This is a genomic window from Methylobacterium sp. BE186, assembly GCF_031457035.1.
Lineage (GTDB): Bacteria > Pseudomonadota > Alphaproteobacteria > Rhizobiales > Beijerinckiaceae > Methylobacterium > Methylobacterium segetis.
This window is the reverse complement of the sequence record NZ_JAVDVV010000011.1, coordinates 75,386-90,330: the sequence shown is the minus strand read 5'-3', so window position 1 is coordinate 90,330 and position 14,945 is coordinate 75,386. Positions and strand designations below refer to the sequence as shown.

Annotated in this window: 11 protein-coding genes and 1 pseudogene; 5 read left to right on the top strand and 7 right to left on the bottom strand. The window is 71.5% G+C overall.

Annotated elements, in window-relative coordinates; translation table 11 throughout:
* Positions 1-99: 99 nt before the first annotated feature.
* Genes fabZ through lpxB form a run of 4 tightly spaced genes read left to right on the top strand, consistent with a single transcriptional unit; the run spans position 100 to position 3,417 of the window.
* Complete coding sequence (gene fabZ / locus J2X36_RS13580; RefSeq protein ID WP_132257328.1) at positions 100-564, top strand: 3-hydroxyacyl-ACP dehydratase FabZ; 465 nt, start codon at positions 100-102, stop codon at positions 562-564.
* Entirely contained in the window at positions 561-1,373 is an 813-nt protein-coding gene (gene lpxA, locus J2X36_RS13575; RefSeq protein ID WP_310350459.1) for an acyl-ACP--UDP-N-acetylglucosamine O-acyltransferase, read from the top strand. Before fabZ ends, lpxA begins: the two co-directional genes overlap by 4 nt.
* An 8-nt stretch (positions 1,374-1,381) precedes the next feature.
* Positions 1,382-2,263 carry an LpxI family protein gene (locus tag J2X36_RS13570; RefSeq protein ID WP_132257334.1) on the top strand — a complete coding sequence of 294 codons (882 nt, stop codon included), beginning with the start codon at positions 1,382-1,384 and terminating at the stop codon, positions 2,261-2,263.
* Positions 2,260-3,417, top strand: coding sequence for a lipid-A-disaccharide synthase (lpxB, locus tag J2X36_RS13565; protein ID WP_310350455.1), 1,158 nt, complete (start codon positions 2,260-2,262; stop codon positions 3,415-3,417). The genes J2X36_RS13570 and lpxB overlap by 4 nt, the downstream gene beginning before the upstream one ends.
* Here lpxB and J2X36_RS13560 read toward each other — a convergent pair.
* From J2X36_RS13560 to gltX, 3 genes are all read right to left on the bottom strand, one after another.
* On the bottom strand, positions 3,405-5,783 hold the full coding sequence (locus J2X36_RS13560; protein WP_310350452.1) for an EAL domain-containing protein: 2,379 nt from the start codon (positions 5,781-5,783) through the stop codon (positions 3,405-3,407). The genes lpxB and J2X36_RS13560 overlap by 13 nt on opposite strands.
* 422 nt (positions 5,784-6,205) lie before the next feature.
* The gene (gene gltA / locus J2X36_RS13555; protein ID WP_132257341.1) at positions 6,206-7,495 is read right to left on the bottom strand and encodes a citrate synthase; all 1,290 of its coding nucleotides are present in this window, start codon (positions 7,493-7,495) and stop codon (positions 6,206-6,208) included.
* Between the two features lie 216 nt (positions 7,496-7,711).
* Positions 7,712-9,139: a glutamate--tRNA ligase gene (gltX, locus tag J2X36_RS13550; protein WP_132257343.1), complete on the bottom strand. Its 1,428-nt coding sequence runs from the start codon at positions 9,137-9,139 to the stop codon at positions 7,712-7,714.
* Between the two features lie 157 nt (positions 9,140-9,296).
* Between gltX and J2X36_RS13545 the strand changes: the two are divergent.
* A pseudogene (locus tag J2X36_RS13545) lies at positions 9,297-11,554 on the top strand (ComEC/Rec2 family competence protein).
* On the opposite strand, the gene lexA reads toward J2X36_RS13545, so the two are convergent.
* The 4 genes from lexA to trpC form a co-directional block, all read right to left on the bottom strand.
* Entirely contained in the window at positions 11,548-12,270 is a 723-nt protein-coding gene (gene lexA, locus J2X36_RS13540; protein ID WP_310350447.1) for a transcriptional repressor LexA, read from the bottom strand. The pseudogene J2X36_RS13545 and the gene lexA sit on opposite strands and share 7 nt — an antisense overlap.
* A gap of 113 nt (positions 12,271-12,383) precedes the next feature.
* Positions 12,384-13,613 (bottom strand): gephyrin-like molybdotransferase Glp, encoded by a 1,230-nt coding sequence (glp, locus tag J2X36_RS13535; RefSeq protein ID WP_310350444.1) that lies wholly within the window; start codon positions 13,611-13,613, stop codon positions 12,384-12,386.
* A complete protein-coding gene (gene moaC, locus J2X36_RS13530; RefSeq protein ID WP_310350442.1) occupies positions 13,610-14,095 on the bottom strand; it encodes a cyclic pyranopterin monophosphate synthase MoaC in 486 nt (161 codons plus the stop codon). The genes glp and moaC overlap by 4 nt, the downstream gene beginning before the upstream one ends.
* A gap of 13 nt (positions 14,096-14,108) precedes the next feature.
* Positions 14,109-14,939: an indole-3-glycerol phosphate synthase TrpC gene (gene trpC / locus J2X36_RS13525; protein ID WP_245516776.1), complete on the bottom strand. Its 831-nt coding sequence runs from the start codon at positions 14,937-14,939 to the stop codon at positions 14,109-14,111.
* Between the last annotated feature and the right edge of the window lie 6 nt (positions 14,940-14,945).

Genomic DNA, 14,945 nt, shown 5'->3' with positions numbered 1-14,945 from the left:
TCCGCCCCTTTTTCTGACGAAGACGCTCTCAGCTTCGATGAAACGGCGTGCAGGGCCTGCGACGGCCGCCTGTTTGAGCGTGATGAGGTGCAAAAACCGATGAGCGAGACGGCGCGCGAACTCGGCTCGGCCGATATTCAGAAGGTCCTGGAGCTGCTTCCCCACCGCTACCCGTTCCTGATGATCGACAGGATCATCGAGATCGACCGGGACGAGAGCTGCATCGGCATCAAGAACGTGACGATCAACGAGCCTCAATTCACGGGGCACTTCCCGGACCTGCCCGTTTTCCCCGGGGTGCTGCTGATCGAGGGCATGGCCCAGACCGCGGGCGCCATCTGCTGCCGGCACATCATGACGGACGATCTGCGCACCAAGCAGGTCTTCTTCATGACCATCGACAAGTGCAAGTTCCGCAAGCCCGTCGTGCCCGGCGACACCGTGCGCTATCACATGAAGAAGCTGAACCAGCGCCGCACCATGTGGTGGTTCCGCGGCGAGGCGCGCGTGGGCGACACCCTCGTGGCGGAGGCCGAGATCGGCGCCATGCTGGTGACGGAGTGAGCGGCCCGATGATCCACCCGAGCGCCATCGTCGAGGACGGAGCCAGGATCGGCGAGGGCGTCAGGATCGGACCGTTCTGCCATGTCGGGCCTCAGGTCGTGCTCGGCGAGGGCTGCGAACTCGTCAGCCACGTCGTGGTGGCGGGCGACACCGCGATCGGCGCCCGCACCCGGATCTATCCCTTCGCCTCGATCGGCCACCCGCCCCAGGACCTGAAATACCGCGGCGAGCCGTCGACGCTCCGGATCGGCGCGGAATGCCTGATCCGCGAGGGCGTCACCATGAATCCGGGCACGGCCGGGGGCGGCCTGGAGACGGTCATCGGCGACCAGTGCACCTTCCTCGCCCATTCCCATGTCGGCCACGATTGCCGGGTGGGCAACGGCGTCGTCTTCTCCAACAACGTGATGCTCGCTGGCCACTGCACCGTCGGCGACTTCGCGATCCTGGGCGGCGGCGCGGCGGTCATCCAGTTCGCGCGCGTCGGCGCGCACGCCTTCGTCGGCGGCCTCTCGGGCCTGGAGAACGACTGCATTCCCTACGGCATGGTGCTGGGCAACCGCGCCTACCTGTCGGGCCTCAACATCATCGGCCTGCAGCGCCGCGGCTTCGCCCGCGAGGACATCCACGCCCTGCGCCGGGCTTACCGGGCCCTGTTCGCCCCGGAGGGCACGCTGATGGAGCGCGTCGAGGACGTCGCCGCCGAGTTCGAGAAGCACGCGGCCGTCAACGAGATCCTCGCCTTCATCCGCGAGGGCGGCAGACGCTCGATCTGCACGCCCCGCGAGACGCCCGCGAGCGTGGCCTGAGCGCGGCGATGGCCGCCGACCGCGCGCAGGCTGCCGGCGCGGCGGCGCAGGCGGGCTGCCTCGTCCTGATCGCGGGCGCGGGGCGGCTGCCGGAACTGGTGGCGGATTCGCTGGAGCGGACCGCGCGTCCCTTCAAGGTGCTGAGCGTGCGCGGCTTCACCGACCGGCGGTTGCGGGCGCGGGCCGACGCCACGGTCGACCTCCTCGACATTGCCGGCACCCTCAGGATCCTGAAGGAATGGGGGCCGGCGGCGATCGTGCCGGCCGGCGGCGTCGCGCGGCCGAGCCCGGCCGCGATCTTCAACGCGGCGGCGGCCGTGCGCAACCGCGACGCCCTGCGCGCCATCGCGGGCGGCGGGGACGACCGGCTGCTGCGCGCGGTGCTCGCGCTGCTGGAGGAGAACGGCCACCGCGTGCTCGGCGTGCACGAGGTCGCGCCGGACCTGCTCAGCCCGGAAGGCCGCCTCGGGCGGTTCGGGCCCGACGAGGCGGCCCGCGCCTCGATCGCGACCGGCCGCGCCCTGATCGAGGCCCTCTCGCCCTTCGATGTCGGCCAGGCGGCCGTCGTCGCGGCCGACCGCGTTGTCGCGGTGGAGGGGCCGGAAGGAACCGACCGCATGCTCGCCCGCGCCCGCGCCGTCATCCGCAAGCCGTTCGGGCTCGGCCGGCCCCTTCCCGCGACGATCCTCGTCAAGCTCGCCAAGCTCGGCCAGGACCTGCGGATCGACCTGCCCGCGATCGGCCCCCGCACGATCCGCAACGCGTCGTCCGCGGGATGCTCCGGTCTCGCCATCCAGGCGGGGCGCACCCTCGTCATCGACCGGGCCGAGACGGTCGCGGCCGCCGACCGCCTCGGCCTGTTCCTGATCGGACTGGACGGCGCCCGGTGAAGATCTGGCTGGTAGCGGGCGAGGATTCGGGCGATCAGCTCGGGGCCAAGCTGATCCGGGCCCTGCGCACCCTCGCGCCGGAGCCGATCCGGTTCGGCGGCGTCGGCGGCGAGGCGATGGAGGCGGAGGGCTTCGCCTCGCTCTTCCCGATCGACGACGTCGCGGTCATGGGCTACCTGCCCGTTCTCGCGCGCGCCCGCACGCTGCTGCGCCGCATCCGCGAGACCGTGGACGACGTGGTGGCTGCCGCGCCCGACGTGCTCGTCATCATCGACAGCCCCGGCTTCACCCACGCGGTGGCCCGTCGCGTCCGCCAGCGCCGGCCCGACCTGCCGATCGTCGACTACGTCTCGCCGAGCGTCTGGGCGTGGCGCCCGTGGCGGGCCGCGAAGATGCGCCCCTTCATCGATCACGTGCTCGCCCTCCTGCCCTTCGAGCCCGAGGCGCATCGCCGCCTCGGCGGGCCGGCCTGCACCTATGTCGGCCACCCGCTGATCGAGCGGCTGGACGAGCTGCGACCGGGGCCGGCGGAGCGGGAGCAGCGGGCGCGCGCGCCCTGGCGGCTCGCCGTGCTGCCGGGGTCGCGCCGCTCGGAGATCGAGCGGCTGATGCCGGTCTTCGGCCGGACGCTCGCGCTGATCGCCGCGGGAGGCGGGCCGGTCGAGGCGCTGCTGCCGGCGGTGAGCCGCCACCGCGCCCTCATCGAGCGCCTCGCGACGGCCTGGGAGGTTCCGGTCCGGCTCGTGCACGGGGAGGCGGGCAAGCACGCGGTCTTCCGGCAGGCGCGCGCGGCGCTCGCGGCCTCCGGCACGGTGACCCTCGAACTCGCCCTCGCCGGCGTCCCGATGGTGGTGGCCTACAAGGTCTCGCGCATCGAGGAGGTGATCGCCCGCCGCCTGATCCAGGTGCCGACGATCGTGCTGCCGAACCTGATCCTCGGCGAGAACGCGATGCCCGAATATGTGCAGGCGGCGTGCCGGGCGGAGACCCTTGCCGCGGCTCTGCTGCCGCTCCTGCGCGACGGCCCGGAGCGCGGGCGCCAGATCGCGGCTTTGGAGCGCCTCGACGACCGGATGCGGCTGCCCGGCGGGGCGGCGCCGAGCCACGAAGCCGCCCGCCTCGTCCTGGCCGTGCGGGCCGGTCAGGCGGCCTGAATGCGGGGCGCGCCGTCTCCCGCGATCCGCGCCTCCAGGCTGCGGATCAGCGCGGGGATCTCCCGGGCCGGCCGGGCGCCGCTGTAGAGGAAGCCCTGCGCCGTGTCGCAGCGCTTCCGGCGCAGGATCTCGCACTGCTCCTCGGTCTCGACGCCCTCGACGGTCACGTCCATCGAGAAGGCGCGCGCCATCCCCATCATGGCCTCGACCAGCGCCGTCCGCTCCGGCCGCGTATCGAGATCGCGCACGAAGGAGCGGTCGATCTTGATCTTGTCGAAGGCGAACAGCGTCAGGTAGCTGAGGCTGGAATAGCCGGTGCCGAAATCGTCGAGGGCGACGCGCACGCCGAGATCGCGCAGGCGCGCCAGATTCTCGAGCACGACGGTCTCCTGGTCGAGCAGGATCGATTCGGTGATCTCGATCTCCAGGCGATGCGGCGCGAGGCCCGTATCCGCCAGCGCGGCGGCGACGTCCGCATGGAAGCCCGGCATCCGGACGTGAAGCGGCGAGATGTTGACGGCAACGCGGAGGCCGTCCCAGCCGATCGCGTCCGAACAGGCCCGGCGCAGGGCCCATTGCCCGATCTCGACGATGAAGCCCGTCGATTCCGCGATCGGGATGATCTCGCCCGGCGCCACGAATCCCTCATCCGCCCGGAACCAGCGCAGCAATGCCTCGAAGCCGGCGACGCGCCCATTCTCGAGATTGACCAAGGGCTGGTAGTGCAACTCCAGTTCGCCGTCCTGCAGGGCTCTGCGCATCTCGACGTCGAGCCGGCGGCGGCGCTCCATCCGCGCCTCCAGCGCGGGCTCGAAGGCGCGCCAGCACCCGCGGCCGCCGTTCTTCGCGCTGTAGAGGGCGAGGTCGGCACGGTGCAGCAGCTTGGCCGGATCCTGCGCGTCCGGCGACGTCCAGGCGATCCCGACGCTGACGCCGATCTCGACGTGCCGCGCGTCGATCCGGTACGGGCGACCGATCTCGGCGACGATGTGGGCCGCAAGCCGCAGCGGCGCGTCCGCATCGGCATCGGGAAGTAGGAGGGCGAACTCGTCGCCGCCGAGCCGATACACCCGAGCCCGACCTGCGGCGAGGCCGGTGAGGCGGCCGGCGACCTCCTCCAGCAGCCGGTCGCCGGTGCTGTGCCCGGCACTGTCGTTCACGGCCTTGAAGCCGTCGAGGTCGAGGTAGAGCAGCGCGTGCGGCTCGGCGCCGGCGCCGCAGGCCGCCGTCAGCGCCTCCTGGAAGGCCGCGCGGTTGGCCAGCCCGGTCAGCGGATCGTGCGTGGCGAGGTAGCCGATGCGGGCCTCGGCTTCGCGGCTCCGGGTCGTGTCCGATCCGACGATGCGGTAGCCGGCGAAGAGGCCGTCGCGATCGAGGAACGGCTTGCCGTTGATCGTCCAGTGCCGCCGCCCCTCATCCGTCCGGAGATGCAGCGTCACGGATTGGAAGGGCACCTGCCGCGCGATCGCGGCCCGCAACTCCTCGGCCGCCCCGGCCCCGGGGCCGGGGATGACGTGGCTGGCGAGCAGATCCTCCAGCGGCAGCCCCGGCAGGGTCGCGAGGGGCCGCGACAGGGCGGCGGCCATGCGGGCCGGCACATGCCGCAGCCGACCCTGCGCGTCCGTTTCCCAGAGCCAGTCGCTGGCGCCCTCCTCGAACTCGTTGAGGAGCAGGCCGATCGTCTGGCTCTGGTCCTGCACCACGACCCGATCGAGCAGGCGCTGATAGGAGAGCAGGCTCGTGCGCCACGTGATCGCGATCACGAAGGCCGCGTAGACCGTGAGCATGACCGAGAGGTAGGCGCCGGTCGGCGGCTCGAAGCCGAAGAGGCCGATATAGGCGCCGGCGACGATCGGCAGGACGAGGGCCAGGGAGACCGAGAAGATCGGCCCGACGCCGTAGGCATCGGAGATCAGGCCGGCGGTCGTCGCGATCGCGATGTAGCGCGTGCTGCTGTCCGGATGCCCCATCAGATAGGCCGGCATGGAGCCCCAGGCGGACCCGATCCCCACCGCGAGGGCCTGGGAGACCCGGTACGCGCAGCGAACCTTCGCCTCGGAGACGTCGCGGCGGAACGTGTTCCGGAACGCCATCGTCGAGCCGAATGTGGCGCCGACCAGGAGGACGATCGCGCCGACGAGGCAGATCAGGTAGGTGTGGCTGACGGCGGACCACAACATGGCCGCGACGGCCAGGACCGCGACGATGTGCGCCGCTGCCGAGTAGTTCGCGACCTGCAGCGTCTCGTTGATGAGGGCGCCCTGCACGTCGAGCCGGTAGCGGCCTTGCGGCCCGCCCGGAGCCCCGCGGCCGCGCGGGGCGGCCGCGGCCCGGATCCGGCCCATCACGGTCGCGTGCCCGCCCATGTCAGGCCAGCGCCCGCCGGCGATCAGCGCTCACCACGGTGACGTGACAGGACCTCATGCGCGCCTCGCCCTTCGGAGCCCGGCACGGCGGCGATCCCGGTTCGATCACGCGCTGCCCCGTACCCGGCCCGCCTCACCGGACCGACGGGCGGCCGACGCCGTTCAGAGCGGGGCGCGGCACCGTGGGTCCGGGAAATATTGATACCGGCGCTCATCTGAAGATTTCGACAACATTCGGACGATGAGTTGAGGATCGGCGCAGATTATCTGTGATAGATCTTGCGGTTCTGCGCTTATCGCAGGTTGCACAAGATCGGCAACGGAGCGAATGTCGGCCGTCACCTCCGATGAGGCCGGCGACCGGACGCCTCAAGAAAAAAGGGGCGCCGAAGCGCCCCCTGTTCCGTCCTGCCGACCGGGCTTCAGCCGCGGCTGTTGATCGGCACGTATTCGCGCTGCTCCGGCCCGATATAGAGCTGGCGCGGCCGGCCGATCTTCTGGGACGGGTCCTCGATCATCTCGGCCCACTGGGCGATCCAGCCCACGGTGCGGGCCAGCGCGAACAGCACCGTGAACATGTCGGTCGGGAAGCCCATCGCCTTGAGGGTGATGCCCGAGTAGAAATCGATGTTCGGGTAGAGCTTCTTCTCGATGAAGTACTCGTCCTTGAGGGCGATCTGCTCCAGTTCCATCGCCACTTCGAGCAGCGGATCGTCCTTGAGGCCGAGCTCGCCGAGCACCTCGTGGGTGGTCTTCTGCATGATCCGCGCGCGGGGATCGTAGTTCTTGTAGACGCGGTGCCCGAAGCCCATCAGGCGGAAGGGATCGTTCTTGTCCTTCGCCTTGTCGACGTACTGCTTCACGCGGTCCGGCGTGCCGATCTCCATGAGCATCTTGAGCGCCGCCTCGTTGGCGCCGCCATGGGCCGGCCCCCAGAGGCAGGCGATGCCGGCCGCGATGCAGGCGAAGGGGTTGGCGCCCGAGGAGCCGGCGAGACGAACGGTCGAGGTCGAGGCGTTCTGCTCGTGGTCGGCATGGAGGATGAAGATCCGGTCCAGCGCGCGGGCGAAGATCGGGTTGATCTGATACTCCTCGCACGGGACCGCGAAGCACATCCGCAGGAAGTTCGAGGTATAGTCGAGCTCGTTCTTCGGATACACGAAGGGCTGACCGATCGAGTATTTGTAGGCCATCGCCGCCAGCGTCGGCATCTTGGCGATCATGCGCATGGAGGCGACCATGCGCTGCTTCTCGTCCGAGATGTCGGTCGAGTCGTGATAGAAGGCCGAGAGCGCGCCGACGCAGGCCACCATCACCGCCATCGGGTGGGCGTCGCGGCGGAACCCCTGGAAGAAGCGGTTCATCTGGTCGTGCACCATGGTGTGGCGCGTGACCCGGTAATCGAAATCGGCCTTCTGCGAGGGCGTCGGCAGCTCGCCGAACAGCATCAGGTAGCAGGTCTCGAGGAAGTCGCCGTGCTCGGCGAGCTGCTCGATCGGGTAGCCGCGATAGAGCAGCACGCCGGCGTCGCCGTCGATATAGGTGATCTTCGACTCGCAGGAGGCGGTCGAGGTGAAGCCCGGATCGAAGGTGAAGACACCGGTCTTCGCGTGAAGCTTGCCGATATCGATGACGCTCGGCCCGATCGTCCCGGTCTTGACCGGCAACTCGATCTGCTTGTCGTCCACGGTGATCGTGCTGGATGCGCTCATGGAGGCGTGGACCTTTCCTGGCAACGGGGCGGCGCCGCCCCGGGCGTCGGCTGAGCCGGAGGCCCGGGTTCGGTGCGGAACGGCAGCATTGCTGCAGTTGCTCACAGGACCATCGGGTTAGCGGATCAGCCGAGCGCCATCAACGGGGCGGGTGACATCCGCCGGGGAACGGCAAGCGAAAACCGGGCCGAAGCCCGTATGCCGCAGGCGCGGCGTTCAGGCGTCCGAAAGCCGATCCCGCAGCCGCCCGAGGCTCTCGTCGCGCCCGAGCACGGCCATCACGTCGAAGAGCGGCGGTGAAGTTGTGCGGCCCGTGAGAGCAGCCCGCAGAGGCTGTGCAATCTGGCCGAGCTTCAGCCCCTGGGCCTCCGCGAAGGCGCGCACGGCACCCTCGGTCGCCGCGGCATTCCACTCAGTCAGCGCCTCCAGCGCCGGCAAGACGGCGGCGAGGCGCGCGCTTCCGTCCTCGCCGAGCAGCGCCTTCGCCTTCTCATCGAGGACGAGCGGTCGCTGCGCGTAGAGGTAGTAGGCGCTGTCGAGGAGATCAACGAGCGTCTTGGCCCGCTCCTTCAGCCCCGGCATCGCCGCGGTGAGGCGCTGGCGCAGGTCCGGCGGGAGCGGGGCCGCGAGACCGCGCTCGGCGCCGACGCTCGGCACGATGGTCTCGACCGCGTCGACGAGGGCCGCATCGTCCGAGCCGCGGATGTAGAGGCCGTTCAGGTTCTCGAGCTTGGCAAAGTCGAAGCGCGCGGGCGAGCGCCCGATCGCCTTCAGATCGAAGGCCGCGACCATCTCCTCCGTCGAGAACACCTCCTGGTCGCCGTGGCTCCAGCCGAGGCGGACGAGGTAGTTGCGGAGCGCCGCCGGCAGGTAGCCGAGGTCCCGGTAGGCGTCGACGCCGAGCGCCCCGTGGCGCTTCGAGAGCTTGGCGCCGTCCGCCCCGTGGATCAGCGGGATGTGGGCCATGCTCGGCACATCCCAGCCCAGCGCCTGATAGATCTGGCCCTGGCGGGCGGCGTTGGTGAGGTGGTCGTCGCCGCGGATCACCTGGGTCACGCCCATGTCGTGGTCGTCGACGACGACGGCCAGCATGTAGGTCGGGTTGCCGTCCGAGCGCAGCAGGACGAGATCGTCGAGGTCCCGGTTCTGCCAGACGACGCGGCCCTGCACCGCGTCCTCGACCACGGTCTCGCCCTCGGTCGGAGCCCGCAGCCGGATCACCGGCTTCACGCCCTCCGGGGCCTCGGACGGATCGCGATCGCGCCAGCGCCCGTCGTAGCGCAGCGGGCGCCCCTCCGCCCGGGCGCTCTCCCGCATCTGCGTCAGCTCCTCGGGCGTGGCGTAGCAGCGATAGGCGCGCCCCGAGGCGAGGAGGCTCTCGGCCACCTCCCGGTGCCGCTCGGCCCGGGCGTATTGGTAGATCACGTCCCCGTCCCAATCGAGGCCGAGCCAGCGCATCCCGTCGAGGATCGCGTCGATCGCGCCTTGCGTCGATCGCTCGCGGTCCGTGTCCTCGATGCGCAGCAGCATCCGGCCGCCGTGCCGACGGGCGTAGAGCCAGTTGAACAGGGCCGTGCGGGCGCCGCCGATATGCAGGTAGCCCGTGGGCGAGGGTGCGAAACGCGTGACGACGGCAGAGGACATCGGGCCGGCTGATGTTCGAGTGGACGGGCGGGCGACGTTCGGGCGGGAAGGATCGACCGGCCCGGCCGCGGGCCTGTAGCATGCGCGGGCGGACGCGTTAAGAAATCGTCGCACGGGAGGGACTTTCCAATCCCGCGCGCGGACGGTGCGGCAAAGGATGGCGCAGGGGGCGGCAGGGAAGGGGATCGTCGCGATCCGCGCGCCTGGGCGCCTGCTCGCTCCTGGCCTGTGGGTACCGGCACTCCGCGGCTGGGTGGGCGCGGAGCTGGCGCAGGAGGCGGGGCAACGGCGCCTGTTTCCCTGGCTCGCGGTCGCCTTCGGGACGGGCATCCTCGTCTATTTCGCTCTCACCGACGGCGAGCCGGCGCTCGCCGCCGCGCCCATCGCCGCCGGCCTGTGCCTTGCGCTGACGCCCGTCCTCGGTGCGAGGCCCGCCGCGCTCGCGCTGACGCTCGCGCTCGCCGCCGCCTTCCTCGGCTTCGGGGCGGCGGCGTGGCGCGTCGCCCGCGTTTCCGGCCCGATCCTCGCGCGGACCACCATCGCGCCCCTCACGGGGCTGATCGAGGCCCTCGACGAGCGGGAGGAGGGCGCGCGCCTCGTGGTGCGCCTCACGAGCTTCGGAACCCTGGCACCCGAAGCGCGCCCCTTGCGGGTGCGCGTGACCTACCGGACCCGGCAGGCCCTGAAGCCCGGCGATTTCATCGCGGCCAAGGCGCGCCTCCTGCCGCCGCCCGAGCCGGCGCGTCCCGGCGGCTACGATTTCGGGCGCGACGCCTATTTCCGCGGCATCGGCGCCGTGGGCTCCCTCGTCGGGACGATCGAGGTGAGGTCACCGCCCGAGCCCCTGCCTCTCGCCCTTCGCCTCGCGGCCGGCATCGACGACGCGCGCAACGCGCTCACGCGGCGCATCACCGACGCGAACGGGGGCAGGCCGGCGCCGTGGCCGCCGCGCTGGTGACGGGCAAGCGCGGCCTCATCGCACCGGAGACCAACGACGTGCTGCGGGCGGCGGGCATCTACCACGTCGTCTCGATCTCCGGCCTGCACATGGTGCTCGCGGCCGGCGTCGTCTTCTGGCTGGTGCGCTCCGCGCTGGCGCTGGTGCCGCATTGCGCCCTGCTGTGGCCGATCAAGAAGATCGCGTCCGGCTTCGCGATGGTGGGCGTCACCGCCTATTGTGCGTTCTCCGGTTGGGACGTCGCCGCCGAGCGGGCTCTGATCATGACCCTGATCATGCTCGGCGCGATCCTCGTCGACCGCCCGGCCCTGAGCATGCGCAACCTCGCGCTCGCCGCCCTCGTGGCGCTCGCCCGCGAGCCCGAGGCGTTGCTCGGCCCGAGCTTCCAGATGTCGTTCGGGGCGGTGGCCGGCCTGATCGCCTGCGCCCGCTTCATCGACGGGCGCCTCTTCCGGCGCGAGGGCGCCGGGCCGGTCGGGCGGTCCGTCGCCCTGGCCGCGGGCGCCGTGATCGGCACCTTGCTGACGACGCTCGTGGCGCAGATCGCCACAGCCCCCTTCGCGACCTACCATTTCCAGACGATCCAGCCCTTCGGCCTCGTCGGCAACGCCCTCACGCTGCCGCTCGTCTCCCTCGTGGTGATGCCGGCCGCGGTGCTCGGGATCCTCGCCTACCCGTTCGCGCTCGATCAGCCGGTCTGGTGGCTGATGGGGCAGGCGGTGCGCGGCATGCTCGCGATCTCGGGCTGGATCGGCGGTCTCGGGCAGGCGAATGTCGGGGTGCCGGCCTTCGGCACGGGCGCTCTCGCGCTGCTGGCCGCCGGCCTCCTCGTCGCGGTCCTACCCGCCTCGCGCCTGCGATGCCTGTGCGTGGTGCCGCTCGGCCTCGGCCTCCTCCTGGCCGCATCGCCCGAGCGCCAGGACATCTTCATCGATCGCGAGGGGAGGGGCGCGGCGGTGCGGGGCGAGGAGGGCCGTCTCGTCGCTCTTGGCCGGCCCTCCTCCTTCGTCCTCGAGCAGTGGATGAAGGCGGACGGCGATGCGCGGAAGGCGTCGGAGGCCGGGGAAGGGGGACGCTGCGACCGGCTCGGCTGCACCCTGCGGGCCTTCGACGGGCGCCGGATCGCGCTGGCGCGTGACAAGCGCGCGCTCACCGAGGATTGCGCGCGCGCCGACATCGTCATCACGTCGCAAGTCGCCCCGCCGGGCTGCGCGGCGGGGCTCGTCATCGACCGCGCCTATCTTGCGCGGTCTGGCGCCGTCGCGATCCGCCTCACCGGTTCCGGCCCAATCGTCTCGACGGCCCGCGGTCTCGGTGGATCCTCGCCCTGGCGCCCGGCCGCGGCGCCGCGCGCCCAGCAGATTCCGGGCTCTCCGACCGCTCGGGCAAGCCCGGACGAGGCCGCTCCGGAGGAGGGTGCCGCGTCTGCGGAGACGGGCCCCGAATCGCTTCAGTAGCGGCGCACGAGGCTGACGAGGCGTCCCTGGATGCGGACCCGGTCGGGACCGAGCACGCGGGTCTCGTAGGACGGATTCGCGGCCTCGAGGGCGATCGAGGAGCCGCGGCGGCGCAGGCGCTTGAGCGTCGCCTCCTCGTCGTCGATGAGGGCCACGATGATGTCGCCCGTGTTGGCCGTGTCCTGCTTGCGGATCACCACGAGGTCGCCGTCGAGGATGCCGGCCTCGATCATCGAGTCGCCGCGCACCTCGAGCGCGTAATGCTCGCCGCCCGCCAGGAAATCCGGCGACAGGGTGATCGACGCGCTCTGGTTCTGGATCGCCGAGATCGGCGTGCCCGCCGCGATCCGCCCCATCACGGGGATCGTCATGGCGCGGCCGTTCTCGTCGGTCGCCTGCGTCGTCGGCAGCTTCGCGGCCGGCGCCCGCGTGCGGCCGCCCTCGACGACGCTCGGCGTGAAGCGGCGCACCTCGCTGCCCGACCCGGCCGGCTGGCCGAGGCTCTCGGGCATGCGGATCACCTCGATCGCCCGTGCCCGGTTCGGCAGGCGGCGCAGGAAGCCGCGCTCCTCAAGCGCCGTGATGAGGCGGTGGATGCCGGATTTCGACTTGAGATCGAGGGCATCCTTCATCTCATCGAAAGACGGCGGGACGCCGCTCTCGCGCATCCGCTGCTGGATGAAGCGGAGCAGATCCAGCTGTTTACGCGTCAGCATGGGGCAGTCTCATCTCTCGGGGCGACGCGGCGGGCGGTCGCGGAAACAAAGCGCGAACACGTTAAACGTTCCGCAAGTGTTCCGCAAGCGCAGCTTGGCGATACTGATCGAGATCAGAGGATCGAGCGGTCGAGACGCAGGATGCGGCAGGATTCGCCAGCCTTCGCGGCCGGCGCGTGCGGCGGGCGCACGAGAAGGGCCTCGGCTTGACCGAGCACCGAGAGCATCGAGGAATCCTGCCGCGCCTCGGGATGCGCGACCGGCAGACGATCGGGCGCCGTGTCGAGGCGGGCCCGCATGTAGTCGGCCCGGCCGTCATTCGCCGGCAGATCGCGGCCGAGCGTCGCCGGCTCGTCGCGGTCGGCACCCGCCCGCGGATCTCCGACGAGCGCGCGGATCGCCGGGACCACGAAGAGCATCCCGCAGACGATGGCCGAGACCGGGTTGCCCGGCAGGCCGATGACCAGCATCTCGCCGAGCCGGCCATGCATCAGCGGCTTGCCGGGTCGCAGCGCGACGCGCCAGAAGCCGAGTTCGAGCCCCTCGCGGGCGAGCGTCGATTGCACGAGGTCGTGGTCGCCGACCGACGCGCCGCCGAGGGTGACGAACAGGTCTGCGCGCACCTCGCGGGCCCGGCGGATCGCGTCCTCCAGCGCCGGCAGGCTGTCGCCCGCGATGCCGAGGTCGATCGGGTCCGCTCCGGCCGCGCGGGCGAGAGCGGCGAGCGCGAGCGCGTTCGAGGCGACGATCTGGTCCCAGGCGACCGGCGCCCCCGGCGCCACCAACTCGTCGCCGGTGGCGAGGATCGCGACCCGGGGACGGCGTCGCACGGCGACCTCCGCGTGGCCGGCCGCGGCGGCGAGCGCGAGCCGGCGCGCGTCGAGGCTCTCGCCCGCCTGCAGGAGCGCGTCGCCTTCCCGGAAATCGAGTCCGGCGGGCCGGACGAAGCGGCCCGCGGATACGCCTTCCCGCGCGGTCACCGTGTCGCCCTCGGCCTCCGCGTTCTCCTGGATCAGGATCACGTCGGCTCCCTCCGGCACGGGCGCGCCGGTGAAGATGCGCACGGCCTCGCCGGGGCCGACCCGGCCGGCATAGCCATGTCCGGCGGCGCTCGTGCCGACGAGCCGCAGCCGGGCGGGGATGCCGGCGAGGTCGGCGCCGCGCACGGCGTAGCCGTCCATCGCGGAGGCCGGGAAGGGCGGCTGCGTGCGCAGCGCGGCGACCGGTTCCGCGAGCGTCCGCCCGGCTGCGGCGGCGATCCCGAGGCGCTCCGCCTCGACGGGCCGGGACACGCTGGAGAGGATGCGCCCCAGCGCCTCCGCGACGGGCAGGAGGCCGCTCACGCGCCGGCTTTCGCGCGATAGCTGCCCGAGCGGCCGCCATCCTTGGCGAGCAGCCGGATGCCCTCGATGCGCATGCCGCGATCGACCGCCTTCACCATGTCGTAGACGGTGAGGCAGGCGATCGAGACCGCGGTCAGCGCTTCCATCTCGACGCCGGTCGGACCCTGCACGCGCACCTCCGCGGTGAGCCGAAGGCCGGGGAGCGCTTCATCGACCTCGCAGGTCACGTGGACCTTCGAGAGCAGGAGGGGATGGCAGAGCGGGATCAACTCGTGCGTGCGCTTGGCCGCCATGATGCCGGCAAGGCGCGCGGTGCCGATCACGTCGCCCTTCTTCGCGTCCCCCTCCCGGATGAGCCTGAGCGTCTCGGGAAGCATCACCACGGCCCCTTCCGCCAGCGCCGTGCGGGTGGTCGCGGCCTTGTCGGTGACGTCGACCATGTTGGCCGCGCCGGTGGCGTCGAGATGGGTGAGGCCGGTCATCCGCGGGTCCGGGTCACGCCGTCTCGCCGAACAGGAGGCTGCGCGTCGCCTCCGTCAGGTTCGCCTGCCGCATCAGGCTCTCGCCGACGAGAACCGTGTTGAGGCCGTTCTCCGCGAGGCGGACCACGTCCGCATGGCTGGCGATGCCGCTCTCGGCGACGGGAATGCGGTCCTTCGGGATGCCGGGCGCGAGGCGGATCGCGGTCTCGAAGGAGACCTCGAAGGTCTTCAGGTTGCGGTTGTTGATGCCGATGAGACGCGTGCCGAGCGGAATCGCCCGCTCCAGCTCCTCGGCGTCGTGCACCTCCACCAGAACGTCCATGCCGAGGTCGTGCGCCGCCTCCACGATCGCCGCCGCCTCCTCGTCGTCGAGGCAGGCCATGATCGCGAGCACGCAATCCGCGCCCCATGCCCGCGCTTCGAGCACCTGATAGGGCTCGAACATGAAGTCCTTGCGCAGCACCGGCAGGGCGCAGGCGGCCCGCGCCTCCACGAGATATTCGGGGCGCCCCTGGAAGGACGGCTCGTCGGTCAGCACCGAGAGGCAGGTCGCGCCGCCGGCCTCGTAGGCTTCAGCCAGCGCCGCCGGGTTGAAATCGGCCCGGATCAGCCCCTTCGAGGGCGAGGCCTTCTTCACCTCCGCGATGAGGGCGGGGCGACCGGCCGCGATATGGGCGCCGATCGCGTCCGCGAAGCCCCGGGGCGGGGATTGTGCGGCGGCGCGCGCCTCCAGTTCCGACTCGGAGACCCGCAGCTTCGCCTCGGCGATCTCGCGCCGCTTATAGGCCTCGATGCGGGCCAGGACGGTCTGTCCCGTGGCGCCCGTGGTTGCGGTCTCGGACATCGGCAT